The 12,486-nt window shown below is 68.4% G+C and carries 11 protein-coding genes, 1 tRNA gene and 1 pseudogene; 6 read left to right on the top strand and 7 right to left on the bottom strand.

Annotated elements, in window-relative coordinates:
* Window positions 1-97 precede the first annotated feature (97 nt).
* Together IEY78_RS31355 and IEY78_RS31350 are read right to left on the bottom strand one after the other, a co-directional pair.
* Window positions 98-388: pseudogene (locus tag IEY78_RS31355) on the bottom strand (transcriptional regulator); the annotation flags it as partial.
* A gap of 472 nt (window positions 389-860) precedes the next feature.
* A complete protein-coding gene (locus IEY78_RS31350; RefSeq protein WP_189104112.1) occupies window positions 861-1,640 on the bottom strand; it encodes a GntR family transcriptional regulator in 780 nt (259 codons plus the stop codon).
* A 16-nt stretch (window positions 1,641-1,656) separates the two neighbouring features.
* Here IEY78_RS31350 and IEY78_RS31345 point away from each other — a divergent pair, with 16 nt between their 5' ends.
* Window positions 1,657-2,136, top strand: a complete 480-nt coding sequence (locus IEY78_RS31345) for an NUDIX hydrolase (RefSeq protein WP_189104110.1) — start codon at window positions 1,657-1,659, stop codon at window positions 2,134-2,136.
* Between the two features lie 78 nt (window positions 2,137-2,214).
* On the opposite strand, the gene IEY78_RS31340 is transcribed toward IEY78_RS31345, so the two are convergent.
* The 3 genes from IEY78_RS31340 to IEY78_RS31330 form a co-directional block, all read right to left on the bottom strand.
* Window positions 2,215-3,378 carry a helix-turn-helix domain-containing protein gene (locus tag IEY78_RS31340; protein ID WP_189104108.1) on the bottom strand — a complete coding sequence of 388 codons (1,164 nt, stop codon included), beginning with the start codon at window positions 3,376-3,378 and terminating at the stop codon, window positions 2,215-2,217.
* An 18-nt stretch (window positions 3,379-3,396) separates the two neighbouring features.
* Window positions 3,397-4,188 carry a hypothetical protein gene (locus IEY78_RS31335; RefSeq protein WP_189104106.1) on the bottom strand — a complete coding sequence of 264 codons (792 nt, stop codon included), beginning with the start codon at window positions 4,186-4,188 and terminating at the stop codon, window positions 3,397-3,399.
* Window positions 4,189-5,120: 932 nt separating this feature from the next.
* Window positions 5,121-5,285, bottom strand: a complete 165-nt coding sequence (locus IEY78_RS31330) for a hypothetical protein (protein WP_189104104.1) — start codon at window positions 5,283-5,285, stop codon at window positions 5,121-5,123.
* A gap of 1,166 nt (window positions 5,286-6,451) precedes the next feature.
* On the opposite strand from IEY78_RS31330, the gene IEY78_RS31325 reads away from it, so the two are divergent.
* A tRNA-Met gene (locus tag IEY78_RS31325) sits at window positions 6,452-6,525 on the top strand.
* Window positions 6,526-6,586: 61 nt separating this feature from the next.
* Here IEY78_RS31325 and IEY78_RS31320 read toward each other — a convergent pair.
* Window positions 6,587-7,375 (bottom strand): NAD(P)H-dependent oxidoreductase, encoded by a 789-nt coding sequence (locus IEY78_RS31320; protein WP_189104102.1) that lies wholly within the window; start codon window positions 7,373-7,375, stop codon window positions 6,587-6,589.
* 71 nt (window positions 7,376-7,446) lie between these two features.
* On the opposite strand from IEY78_RS31320, the gene IEY78_RS31315 reads away from it, so the two are divergent.
* The 3 genes from IEY78_RS31315 to IEY78_RS31305 all read left to right on the top strand — a co-directional run bounded on the left by IEY78_RS31315 (window position 7,447) and on the right by IEY78_RS31305 (window position 10,658).
* Window positions 7,447-8,490 carry a GlxA family transcriptional regulator gene (locus IEY78_RS31315; protein WP_229700289.1) on the top strand — a complete coding sequence of 348 codons (1,044 nt, stop codon included), beginning with the start codon at window positions 7,447-7,449 and terminating at the stop codon, window positions 8,488-8,490.
* A 62-nt stretch (window positions 8,491-8,552) separates the two neighbouring features.
* The gene (locus IEY78_RS31310; RefSeq protein WP_229700288.1) at window positions 8,553-9,608 is read left to right on the top strand and encodes a DUF2797 domain-containing protein; all 1,056 of its coding nucleotides are present in this window, start codon (window positions 8,553-8,555) and stop codon (window positions 9,606-9,608) included.
* A gap of 174 nt (window positions 9,609-9,782) precedes the next feature.
* Window positions 9,783-10,658, top strand: coding sequence for an amidohydrolase family protein (locus IEY78_RS31305; protein ID WP_189104098.1), 876 nt, complete (start codon window positions 9,783-9,785; stop codon window positions 10,656-10,658).
* Window positions 10,659-10,771: 113 nt separating this feature from the next.
* Here the strand turns inward: IEY78_RS31305 and IEY78_RS31300 are convergent, their stop codons facing one another.
* The gene (locus IEY78_RS31300; RefSeq protein ID WP_189104096.1) at window positions 10,772-11,314 is read right to left on the bottom strand and encodes an NADPH-dependent FMN reductase; all 543 of its coding nucleotides are present in this window, start codon (window positions 11,312-11,314) and stop codon (window positions 10,772-10,774) included.
* Between the two features lie 413 nt (window positions 11,315-11,727).
* Here IEY78_RS31300 and IEY78_RS31295 point away from each other — a divergent pair, with 413 nt between their 5' ends.
* Window positions 11,728-12,429 carry a response regulator transcription factor gene (locus IEY78_RS31295; RefSeq protein WP_308290166.1) on the top strand — a complete coding sequence of 234 codons (702 nt, stop codon included), beginning with the start codon at window positions 11,728-11,730 and terminating at the stop codon, window positions 12,427-12,429.
* The last annotated feature ends 57 nt before the right edge of the window (window positions 12,430-12,486 follow it).

Genomic DNA, 12,486 nt, shown 5'->3' with positions numbered 1-12,486 from the left:
GCTTCGCTGGACGTCAGGCAGCCAGTCGGTACACTTCCCGCAGTTCAGGGCCAGCGGCCAACACCCGAACGTGCATCAGATGCAATTCCCCGGGGTCCCACGCGAGCGTGCTGCGGCGGTCGGCCCACCAGTGCGTGACGGCGTCGATGCCGAGCCCGGCTACGAGGCCGAGCACCGACAGGTGCAGCCCCAGCAGCATGGCGGCCGGGATGAGGACAGCCAGCTTGGTGAGCGTCAGGGTGGCGACGTGCCGGGTGTCCGCGAAGCGGCCGACCCAACCGGGACGGCCCTTGTTCGCGGACTGGTGGGAGGTCTGCACCCAGTGGTCACCCACGCTGTGGGCGACGTACAGGGCAATGAAGACAGCGGCGAACGTGGCAGCGTGCACGGGGGTGAACTCCTGACTGCGTCGGGATAGGGGAGCCAGGCGCGGCGGGCTGTCCTTGTCCGGGAGTGCCGCCGCGCCAGGCATGCGAGCCGAACCGCAAGTAGCGCCCGACCAAGTGCCCCGGCAGGGAGTCGAACCTTGCCTACGACCATCGGGGCGGTGATGCGGTGTCTCCTTCGGGAGCGAGCTCCCGTTTCAGGCGTATGGAGACGTGACCTTTCGGTCTAAGCCCTCCGGTTAATGACAAGGCGCCGGGCCGCCTCCCCCCGTCCGCTGCGGGGCTCCTGGGTGGTGCACCTGGGCACCGGCGAAGGTGTCCAGGCAGGCAATGCACGGGACCGATGGCCCCGAACTCCTACACTCATGTACTCATGTGCAGGAGTTGCTGCCATGAGAATGCCCAACTCCTGTACATGAGTCAACCCGCCGCGAGAGCTTTCTTCGCGACGGGCTGGATGGGGGTGAGGCTTCGTCAGTCTCCAGCGGGGATGCGGTAGTCGAGAACGAACTGGTCAGCGGCCATGACGGTGTCGCAGACCTCGACCACCCGGCCTTCCTCGCTTTCCGCGTTCCTGATCAGATGGATCACGGGCGAGCCAGGGCTCAGGCTGAGCGCGCTGGTCTCCTGCTTCGTGGCAAGCCGAGCCCGCACGGTCTCCGTGAACTCCTTCAGCATGTGCCCGTTCTCCTCGAGGCGCGCGTAGATGCCGCCGCCTCCCGGGTTCTCCGCGAGCAGCTCGGGGATGGACTCGGCGATATCCCAGGGAAGGTACGACGTCGCTTCTTCCGTCGGCGTCCCGTTGCTGAAGTACAGACGGCGACGGGCCAGCACCTTCGTGCCGTCGGGGACGCCCAGGCGCTCGGCGATCTCGGCTGGCGCTTCCGTCGGGCCGACGTAGAGCACGGTCACGCCCGCGGTCTTCCCGGCCTGCTCTGACTCCGCGAGGTAGGCGGCCTTGCCGGCCTTGCGGTGGGACCGCCGAAAGCGGTCGGACGACTTACGGCGTACCGGCGGCTGGCTCTTCACGAACGAGCCCTTGCCGTGGTGGGTGTCGATCAAGCCGGTGGGCCGGAGCTCCGCCACGGCCTTGCGCGCCGTGCCCTGGGACACGGAGTAGCGGACCATGAGCTCCGACTCGCTGGGAACCTTGGCCCCTGCGGGGAGGACGCCGGACCTGATCTGCTGAGCCAGGTCTTCCGCGATCTGTAGGTACCGTGGCTGACCTGAGTCTCTAGAGGCTGCTGTGCCCATGTCCTTCAGTCCTCCTATGCTCCTGTACATGAGTAACGCTAACCGGGAGGGCCGGTCAATGTCGCTTCACTCGGTTTCGGTGGCCGGAGTGGTGGTCCGTGAGGACGGCCGCGTTCTCGTGATCAAGCGTGCTGACAATGGCGCCTGGGAAGCCCCTGGCGGCGTCCTCGAACTGGACGAACGCCCTGAGGAAGGCGCCTGCCGAGAGGTCCTGGAAGAGACCGGCATCAAGGTCGAGACTGAGCGGCTGACGGGCGTCTACAAGAACATGAACCGCGGCGTCGTCGCCCTGGTCTTCCGTTGCCGGCCGGTCGGCGGTGAAGAGCACACGTCGGACGAGTCCATTGACGTGCGCTGGTTCACCCGTGAAGAAGTCGAGACGCACATGGTGGAGGCGTACGCGGTGCGGGTGCTCGACGCGCTCGAAAGTCAGGGACCGCGGGTGCGAGCCCACGACGGCCGTCAATTGCTTACCGCGGAGACTCCATCGCCCTGACTAAGCACGACCGGGAGGGGGGTGCGAGTTAAATTGCACCCCCCTCAACTGAGGGATTGCGAATGTGCGCCTAGTGGGTCAGGAAGCAAATAGGGACACTACGCCAGCTGGAAGAGAATCATCTTCTGCGGATTTCTCTGCATCGCCCCATTGCGGATGGCGTGCCGTAATTGCTCGAAAGAGTTCTAGCGGCACACGTGCCTCATGGGCCAGGTCCTTTTCGCTAACTCCGACACTCTCTAGAATTTCGACGGATTTCGCGAAAAGTGACGGTTGCTCCAGGGCTGGTACCGGACCGGGCTCGCGTCGCCTCCAGCCTTTTGCTGAAAGGTAAGCCATCGCGTTCTTGTAGGTCACATCAGACATGACACCTAGAGTGCGTGCGCGATACAGAAGCGACTGAAGGCTGACGTTCCATTCTTCCTTCAAGCTGCCGAGAGTTCGCCAATCTGCCCGAGAAGGCAATAGATCGCGAATTTCGTCGGCGGGCATGAGGAATTCTGCCGCGAAACGATGTGCATGTGACTCTACGACTCGGCCGCCTGGCTCGACATCGACGTGCATGATTAGGTGGCCGATTTCGTGTGCTACATCGAAACGCTGGCGGAAGTAATCATGTTTCGCTGGGTTCAACACCACGGTGGGGCGATGAATATCTTCAAATGAGTAAGCGTCAACCGCAGAAGTCTGTACAGGGCTGTAGACGACTACTATTCCGTTGTTTTCCGCGATTCTGACTAGATGCCCTACTGGCCCGTGGGGCAACTGCCAATGCTCCCGGAGCAGGCGCGCGGCCTGCTCCGGGAGATCGCTGTTTTCATCCTCGACGTCCACGCTGAGTCTTGGAATATTGGGTTCCGGATACTCCACGTGACGCTCCAGGGCGATGCCCACATCGCCCGCTACTAGCCCATAAGCCAAGGCTTGATCTCGGATCAACTGGGAGGTTGAACGTAGAGATCTGAAGTGGGGAAACACCTCTCGTGACACTTCGCGGCGAACACCTGGGAGGAAAAATCCGGGTTCCACTCCGAGAGTCAGGCACAGTTGTGCCACGGTGGGGGCCGCAGGTCGTTTGGTGTTGCTTTCATAGGCTGCGATGGCCGTCGGGCTCTTGCCAATTTTCGTCGCCAAGGCGTTCTTTCTGAGCCCCGCGAGTTGCCTGGCAAGAGTTAGTCGACTTCCATCGAATAGGCGAGAGGCGTCACCGGCCCGTACTTCGGTGGGGCGAGTAGATTCCATGAACGTCCGCTCGTTTCATTATTTGCTGTCGCCTTCGCGTTTCTGTCGACGAAGGCGGACGGTGGCGTCAGCCACAGCGTCAGACCCTTGGCGGGGGGCGGGAACGATTGGCTGCGGCTTTCGATCAACGATCTCCGGGATGTAGTCAAGTAGATCATGCTTCCAGTACCACGCCATGCCGCCCCCCGGGTTCAAACGAGAGCGTCCCAAGAAGAGCTCTCGCACGTTGATTTCCTTTTGCACGGCGTGAGCAAGAACCAGTGTGACGAGGTTCTCGGCGTCTTCTTCTGCTTCGACCAGATCCGACACAAATTCTGCGAAATCGGGGTCGGCGTCGAACAGTGTTGGCTGCGGGTCGGGGTCGGGCTGGGCAGCAACCCGCTGCTTCGTCGGGCTCTTCTGCGGCCACGGGATTTCGTCAACGTGGCCGAAGGTGAACGACGTCTGTAGCCAGCGCCAGTTGGCGAAGCGCCAGCCGGGCGAGGAGTTTAGGTTGAAGCGCGTGACCAGGCCGGGTTCGATGCGCGGCATGGCGTCGTATTCGCCAGGCAGGAGGCCCTGTGCGACCACATCCATGCCGGCCGATGCCTCAGTCGGCGAACTCACGGTGTACCGACCGCACGAGAAGACGCGGTCTTGCCTGTCCTTCAGGAAGTCGTGTGCCGTGTAGCCGACCCACCCCGGGCCGTGACCCGCCTCGGGGTCGTAGTCCTGCATCGTCCGCGCGTACGCAGACTTGGCCGCCCACCCGATGCCCGCCAGAACTCCTGCTTCCCTCAGGCAGTCCAGCGCATCCTGCTCTTCGCTCATGACGCCAGACTGTACCGCAATGCAGCATCCTGTGCTCAAAAATAAACCCTCAGCCGAGTTTGATGTCCACAGAAGAACCGAACATGCGATCTATTCATGGCGGGCACGCTACCGGGTTCGGATCGGGGGCGCCATGGATCTGGTCGCGATAGCCCCTGGGCAGCCGAGAGTGCTGGAGGGGGAAGTTGGGCTGACCGGCACGCCCTTGAGTCAGGCTTCGCCTGGATCAAGTGCGACGCCCTGGGTAGCAGCTGACATCAGTGGTTGACATCAACGTGGGCACACAACGCTGAACGCACCTGCCCTGATCGCTGGAGCGGATGCTCTACGCGGGCATGCCTCTGATGGTTGATATGGCCGCAGCACCCGCCTACGGATCAGAAGGTTGCAGGTTCGAATCCTGCCGAGCGCACAGCAGGCCAAGGGCCCCGTTGAGGAATCGACGGGGCCCTTGGTGTATGTGCGTGACGGCGTGGCTGACGGCAACGTCCGGGCCCGCCGAACGGGAGTGGATCAGGATCCTTCCCGGTGCCGTCACTGTCGTCCCCCCCCGGGTGGAGGCGCCGCGGCTCTGAAAGAAGAGCCCCGACCGGTTGCAGCGTCATGGCCCGGTCGGAGCTCTGTGCACACACCGCAGGCCCGTCCCGCGTGGGCCATGTTCACCTGGCTCACCCGGAAGGCAGAGCGGTAGAGCGGGGCCGATCTTGTTCGCCGCGCGGCGCGCATACCGGGCGATCTGCTCCCACTCTTCTTCGGTCCGCTGCACAGCCTCGGGGTGCTGCTCTTCCAGTCACCTACCGAAGTCGTCGCCGTGATCATCCATGTGCGTGCTCCTACGGCTGGATCAGCGCTTGTGCGGGTGCGCCGATCGTGGCCGTGTTGCTTCCGCCGTACGGGGGCTGTGCCAGATCTCGGTGAGCGGACGTCGCCGGTCAGCCGCCGCCGAGGCCACCACCCTGTCGAAAATGCGTCTCCGGCATCTGGTTGTCGTGTTTCAACGGCTCCTTCGTTCCCAGGCGCGCCCATACCCAGAACAGCCCCAGGCCCACAGCCAGCAGACCGACCGGCACGAGTATCGCGAGAGCCCACTCGGGCATGCCGTCTCCCCCTCAGCTTTCCCTGACCTGCCAATTGCCGTGCCACCACGGTAGAGCCCACCACTGACAACGACGCCCAGGAAGGCGCAGGGCGCCCATGAGCCGGTTGATGGACTGCCTGCGAGGCAGGGGATGCTCACAGGGCTTTCCCATTGATGCGGTATCAGTGGCATGGCGGGGCGGGGCGGCCGACGCCGTTCAGAGGTGTCCCGGAGCGTCACGTTGTATGGCCGCCTGATCGTCCTCGGGCTTCAGGCCGCTTGCAGTCACTTCAGCTCTGTCTTCACGGTGCCGCTATGGGAGGGGCAGTAGACGGGAGGCGCCTCGGTGACGATCGCGAGACCCTTCTCTCCGGGGAAGGCGGCTCGGGTGCTCTGCAGTACGTCTTTCGGGCTTTCGCCGGCGTCCAGCTCGGTGCACACAAGTGTCCCTGCACACCCAGATCGTCGGGGTCGACTGGCTGTAGTTCCGGTGCGCGGATCTTCACGGCACGGGCAAAGCGGTTGTCTTTGTCGGTCGTTGAGGCTGCCCCGTCAGATGTGGGGATGCCGACGGGCGACGAGGACTCGTGCCTCGTCGGAGGCTGGGAAGCCGCTGGTAGTTCACAGTCCGCATGAGTGGCCGCCACTGTGAACACGATGGGGTCGGTTCCGTGAGCGTGTTGCTTGCAGACGGTCCATGAGTCGTACGCGGCACCGCTGCGATCTGCCTTCGTTGTTGCGTCCTGGTACGCCCTCAAGGTCATCTTTGGGCCCAGGGCGGTGTCGACGTCGCCTTTGGTTCTGCCGACGTAATTGGCGATCGTCGGGTGACGAGGTGTCTTCTCCGTGCTTTGGGCGGGGGAGTCTTGGCTGCACCCTGTTGCTCCGATGAGCAAGGCTGCACAGATTGCCGCAGTGTGTACGCGCATGCCAGCCCCCTGGTGTCGGCACTTGGTGCTGGGGAACGGTAGCGGCCGAGGGCGGCTTCTGCTCCGGATTCAGAGGAATGATCTTCCGGATCTTGGGTCTCTGTGGATCGCTGTGATCGTATCCCTCGCCGTGGCGCAGAGTGGCGTATATGTGGACATACTGCCTGTGGAGTGCGTGAGTTGGGTGGCCCTGGGGGTGGGGTGAGGGGAGCGATTAGGTGTTGGGGTGGGAGTCGCGTAGGGTTTGGGTTACCGACGCGGGGTGGAGCAGCTCGGTAGCTCGCTGGGCTCATAACCCAGAGGTCGCAGGTTCAAATCCTGTCCCCGCTACTGATAGCCGCAGGCCCAGTGGATTCATTTCCACTGGGCCTGCGGCTTTTGTGCGTGTGGTTCAGGGGTGGGCCGGTGGGGGCGGGGCTGTGTAGTGGGCGGCCGGGCCTTCGGGCTGGTTCGGGGTGGGGTGGAGGAGGAGGTCGGCGTCGTAGTCGGGGCCGTTCTGGTGGCGGAAGGGGAGTGGGGGCGTGGTGGGGAGGGTGAGGAGGCGGTCGCGCAGGCGGGTGGCGGCGGTGGTGTAGGTGGTGGGGGTGGTGCGGTCCGCGCTGGGGATGAGGAGGGGCGGGACGACGGAGATCCCGGTGTACCAGAGGGTGCCGTGCTGGAGGGGGAAGAGGAGGTCGTTGAGGTCTCCGTTGACGCCGCGGGGGCCGAGGGTGGCGGCGCGGGCGCCGGCGGTGGTGATGACCATGGCGCGCTTGCCGGTGAGTTTGCCGTCGCCGTAGCGGCGGGGGCGGCCGGTGGCAGGGTCGGTGAGGCCGAAGGCGAAGCCCTTGACGAAGACGCGGTCGAACCAGCCCTTGAGGAGGGCGGGCATGCCGTACCACCAGAGGGGGAACTGGACGATCACGGTGTCGGCCCAGGTGAGTTTTTCCTGCTCGGCGCGGATGTCGGGGGACAAGTGGCCGCGGTGGTAGGCGCGTTCGGAGGCCTCGCCGACCAGGAGGCGGTCGGCCGGGTCGTGGGCGTAGTCGGCGGCGTCGACCACCGGGTTCCACTTCATGGCGTACAGGTCGGAGATGCGGTGCCGGTGGCCGTGCGCGTCGAGGGTGCGCAGGCCCTCGGTCATGAGGGAGCCGCTCAGTGAGCGCCGGTCGGGGTGGGCGAACAGCCAGAGGACCTTCATGTCCTCCACTCTCCGGGGGTGCGGGGAGGCGAACGAGTGGCCCGATGGCCATTGTGTGTCAGGATCGGGCCATGGGTGAGGGTGCGGACGGTGTGCGGGAGAGCGGTGGGCGGCGGCACCGGGTGGTGGTGCTGGTGCGGGACGGGATGCTGCCCATGGAGGTGGGGATCGTCCACCGGATCTTCGGGGAGGCCCGGTCGGCGGACGGGGAGCCGCTCTACGAGCTGGTGACGTGCGCGCTGCGGCCCGGGGAGGTGCTGACGGACACGGATTTCACGGTCCGGGTCGCCCATGGGCCGGAGGCGCTGGCGACGGCCGACACCGTGGTCGTCCCGGCGTCCGGGGCGGACTACGACGGGAGCGAGGGATGCGGGGCCGGGCGGCTGAGTGCGGAGCTGGCCGGTGCGCTGGGCCGGATCCGGCCCGGGACGCGGGTCGCGTCGATCTGCACGGGGGCGTTCGTGCTGGCCGCGGCCGGGCTGCTGGACGGGCGGCGGGCGACCACGCACTGGCGGTCGGTGGACGACTTCCGCCGGCTGTTCCCCTCCGTCGAGCTGGACGCCGACGTGCTGTACACGGACTCCGGCGAGGTGCTGACGGCGGCCGGGGTCGCCTCCGGGACCGATCTGTGCCTGCACATGGTCCGGTGCGATCACGGGGCGGCGGTGGCCAACGACGTGGCGCGGCGGACGGTCGTGCCGCCGCACCGGGAGGGCGGCCAGGCGCAGTACATCCGGCGGCCGGTGCCGGAGCCGCAGCTGTCCTCCACGGGTGCGGCGCGGGCCTGGGCGCTGGAGCACCTGGACCGGCCGCTGAGCCTGCGGGAACTGGCGGCGCGGGAGTCGATGAGCGTACGGACCTTCACCCGGCGCTTCCGGGAGGAGGTCGGGATCTCGCCGCTCCAGTGGCTGACCCGGCAACGCGTCGAGCGGGCACGGCAGTTGCTGGAGGAGACCGAGCTGGCCGTGGACCGGATCGCGGCCGAGTCCGGCTTCGGCACGGCGGCCTCGCTGCGGCAGCATCTGCAGGCGGCGGTGGGGGTCTCGCCGCGGGCCTATCGGAGCACCTTCCGGGGGCCGGGGAGCGAGGGCGGGCCGGGCGCAGGCGACGAATGAGCGCGGTGTGAGCGGGGGGTGAGCGCGGCGGGGTTGTCAGTGGGTGGTCGTACGCTGGCGAGGTGTGGCGATGTACGGGACCGCGCTGGTCGGGCGGCGGGCCGGAGCCGGCGGGGCGGTTCGGTCAGCGGCTCGGCTGGTACTGCGCCGAGCGCGCGGAGACGCGGACGAGCCTGCTCCCCGCGGGCAAGACGCTGGCGTTCGCGGCGGTGGGGGAGCGGCGCTGTCTGGGCGTGTGGCGGGCCGGCCGTTGGATCGTGTGCCCGTATCGCGCGGTGCTCGACGGCGCGAGCGCCAGGGACCAGTGCGCGCGCTGCGCCCAGCTGGACCGGTCGCGTTCGGTGGCGGCGGACACCATGGCCGACGACCCGCGTCCGTACGGCGTCTATCTCGCGTACTTCGGGCCGGGCCTGCTGAAGGTGGGGATCACGGCTGCCGAACGGGGAGCGGCCCGGCTGGTGGAGCAGGGCGCGGTGGCGTACGCCTGGCTGGGGCGGGGGCCGCTGATGGCGGCGCGGCGGGCGGAGGCGGTGCTGGGGAGCGCGCTGGGGGTGCCCGACCGGTTCCCGAAGGCGGCGAAGCGGGCGGCGCGCGGGGCACTGCCACCGGTGGCGGACCGGGTGGCCGAGCTGGCCCAACTGCACGGCAGGGCGCGGGAGCCGGCGCTCTGGCCGGAGACGCTGGAGCCGGTGGAGTTCGCGTGCACGGACCATTCGGAGCTGTTCGGGCTGGACCGGATCCCGGGTGAGGTGGCGGAGTTGGGCGGGATGACGGCAGGGGCGGAAGTGGTGGGGGAGGTGCTGGCCGGGGTGGGGTCGGATGTGTATCTGCGGCTGGCGGGGGAGTGCGGGGCGGGGGAGCTTGAGGGGCTTGAGAGGGAGGGGGTTGGTGGGGCTGATGGGGCCAGAAGGTCCGGTAGGGCTGGTGGGGCTGACGGGGGCGGAAGGTCCGGTGCGGCCGGTGGGTTGATTGCGGTGATGGATGCGCGGGTGTTGTCGGGGTGGGTGCTGGGGGCGGCCGGGGGCCGGGTGACGACGGTGCCGGTGGTGGCCAAGGGGCGGGCCGCGGCGAAGGGGGCGGGGGAGCGGGAGGACGGTGGGCAGGAGGGGTTGTTCTGAGCCGGGAGGGAGGGGGGGTGTCCCCGGGGAGGGCGGGGGCGTTAGATGCTGTGTGCAGGTAGCTGGTGCAGGCGGCTGGCTGGTGTGAGGGAGCGGGTCCGGGTGGGCGAGTGGCTGCGGGGAGCCGTGGCGGGCGAGCCCGTAGGGGCGTGACCGTAAGGGGAAGGGCCCGGCGTGGCGGACGGGGATGAGCGGGTCGGCGCGTTCTGGCGGGAGTTGGGGCTGCCGGGGCTGATCGACGTGCATACGCACTTCATGCCCGAGCGGGTGATGGCGAAGGTCTGGGCGTACTTCGACGCCGCCGGGCCGCTGGTGGGCAGGGCCTGGCCGATCGCCTACCGGTTCGAGGAGGACGAGCGGCTGGCGGTGCTGCGGGGCTTCGGGGTGCGGGCGTTCACCTCGATGATCTATCCGCACAAGCCGGGGATGGCGCAGTGGCTCAACGGCTGGGCGGCCGATTTCGCCGCCCGGACGCCCGACTGCCTGCGGACCGCCACGTTCTTCCCGGAGGAGGGCGCCGGCCGCTATGTGGAGGCCGAACTCGCGGGCGGGGCGCGGATCTTCAAGGCGCATGTGCAGGTGGGCGGGTACGACCCGGCCGAGGCGCGGCTCACACCGGTGTGGGGTGCGCTGGCGGAGGCCGGGGTGCCGGTGGTGGTCCACTGCGGCTCGGGACCGGCGCCCGGCAAGCACACCGGGCCCGAGCCGATCGCACGGCTGCTGGCGCGCCATCCCCGGCTGCGGTTGATCATCGCCCACATGGGGATGCCGGAGTACACCGACTTCCTGGACCTCGTACAGCGCTATCCCGGAGTGCACCTCGATACGACGATGGCCTTCACCGACTTCTCCGAGCGGACCGCGCCGTTCCCGCGGGAGGAGCGCGGCCGGCTCAGGGACCTCGGTGAGCGGGTGCTGTTCGGCAGCGACTTCCCCAACATCCCCTACGGGTACGCGCATGCGCTGGAGGCGCTGACCCGGCTGGAGCTGGGCGAGGAGTGGCTGCGCGGGGTCTGCTACGGGAACGCGGCGCGGTTGTTCGGGGTGTGAGCCGGGCGGGGCGGAGGGGGCCGGTGGGAGGCGGCGGGGTGCGGGGGCGCTGACCGGGCTCCGGGGCGTTCGGCGGCTTCCGGGACGGTGTCCGTGCGTCAGGGGCCAGGGTGTCAGGGCGCCGGGGTGGTGGCGGCCGCGGCCAGATGCGTCAGGGCGCTGCCCAGGTCGGCGAGGGTGTCCTCGTCCGCCAGGCGGGCGGTGGCGGGGTCGACCTTGGGGCCGATGGCGGGGATCTCGCGGCAGGCCGCCGTCACGACCGTGCCGGTCATCATGCGCAGGGTCTCGCGGAGTTGGGCGTTGGCGTGGTCGCCGCCGGTGGGGAACGGGGAGGCGGTGATCACCGCGACCGGCTTGGCGACGCATTCACCGCTGCTGACCAGCCAGTCGAGTGCGTTCTTGAGGACACCGGGGACGCCGTGCGCGTACTCGGGGCTGACGAGGAGCAGGGCGTCGGCGGCGGCGACCTCGGCGCGCAGGGCGGCGACGGGCGCGGGCGGGGTGTCGCCCTCGCCGTCCAGATCGGGATTGAAGTGCGGGAGCGCGCCGATGTCCGCGAGGCCGGTCGGGCCGTCCCAGAGGGCGAGGGCGGAGCGCAGCACCGCGCCGTTGGAGGAGCGTGCCCGCAGACTGCCGGAGAGGGCGAGGAGCCTCATGGGGTGACGGTACGCGGCACTCGGCGTAGGGCGCCCGGACGGGGCCCAGTTGGGCGGCTCGGCCGCCCGGCGGGGGCGAACCTGCTGGTCAGGCCGATTGTCAGTGGCTGGTGCGATGCTGTTCAGGTGGTGATCGGCCTGGACCGCGCGGGGGGCGGCCCAGGCCGGTCGGGAACACGTACGGCCGAGGCGGGGCGAGCGGAGTGGGGTGGGGCGGGGGCGGGCCCCCGGGGGAGGAGGGGGAAGCGGAGCACGGGGGATTCTCAGGAAATTCACAGAAAGGCGCAAGGAAGCTCTCACGGCGGCCTCTCAAGCTCACCGACATGACCGTGACTTCGTCGTCCTCAGCGTCGTTCCGTACGTCGGCTTCGGCCTCGTCCTCCAGGGGGGCGCCCACGAAGCAGCCGGAGCTGCTGCGGGCCGACGGCAGTCCCGTACGGGTCCTGGTCGTGGACGACGAATCCTCGCTGGCCGATCTGCTGTCGCTCGCGCTGCGCTACGAGGGCTGGGACATCCGCGCGGAGGGGGACGGCGCCGGCGCGCTGCGCTGCGCCCGTAGTTGGCGGCCGGACGCGGTCCTGCTCGATGTGATGCTGCCCGACATGAACGGGCTGACGGTGCTCGGCCGGCTGCGGCGCGAACTGCCGGACGTGCCGGTGCTGTTCCTGACCGCCAAGGACGCGGTCGAGGACCGGATCGCCGGGCTGACGGCGGGCGGCGACGACTATGTCACCAAGCCGTTCAGCCTGGAAGAGGTCGTGGCCCGGCTGCGCGGGCTGCTGCGCCGGGCGGGTGCGGCCGCCGCACGGAGCGAGTCGCGGCTGACGGTGGGCGATCTGGTGCTCGACGAGGACAGCCACGAGGTGTGGCGGGGCGGCCAGGAGATCCGCCTGACGGCCACCGAGTTCGAGCTGCTGCGCTATCTGATGCGCAATCCGCGGCGGGTGCTGAGCAAGACGCAGATCCTCGACCGGGTCTGGAGCTACGACTTCGGCGGCCAGGCCAACGTCGTGGAGCTCTACATCTCGTATCTGCGGCGGAAGATCGACGTGGGGCGGGCGCCGATGATTCACACCCGCCGGGGTGCGGGCTATCTGATCAAGCCCGGTGAGTAGCGGAGCGACCCGGCGGCCGACCCCGGCCGACCGTCCCGCCCCGGCCAGCCACGCCGC

The organism is Streptomyces kronopolitis (assembly GCF_014646275.1).
Taxonomy (GTDB): domain Bacteria; phylum Actinomycetota; class Actinomycetes; order Streptomycetales; family Streptomycetaceae; genus Streptomyces; species Streptomyces kronopolitis.
The sequence above is the reverse complement of the archived record's forward strand: the minus strand, read 5'-3'. Positions and strand labels throughout refer to the sequence as shown.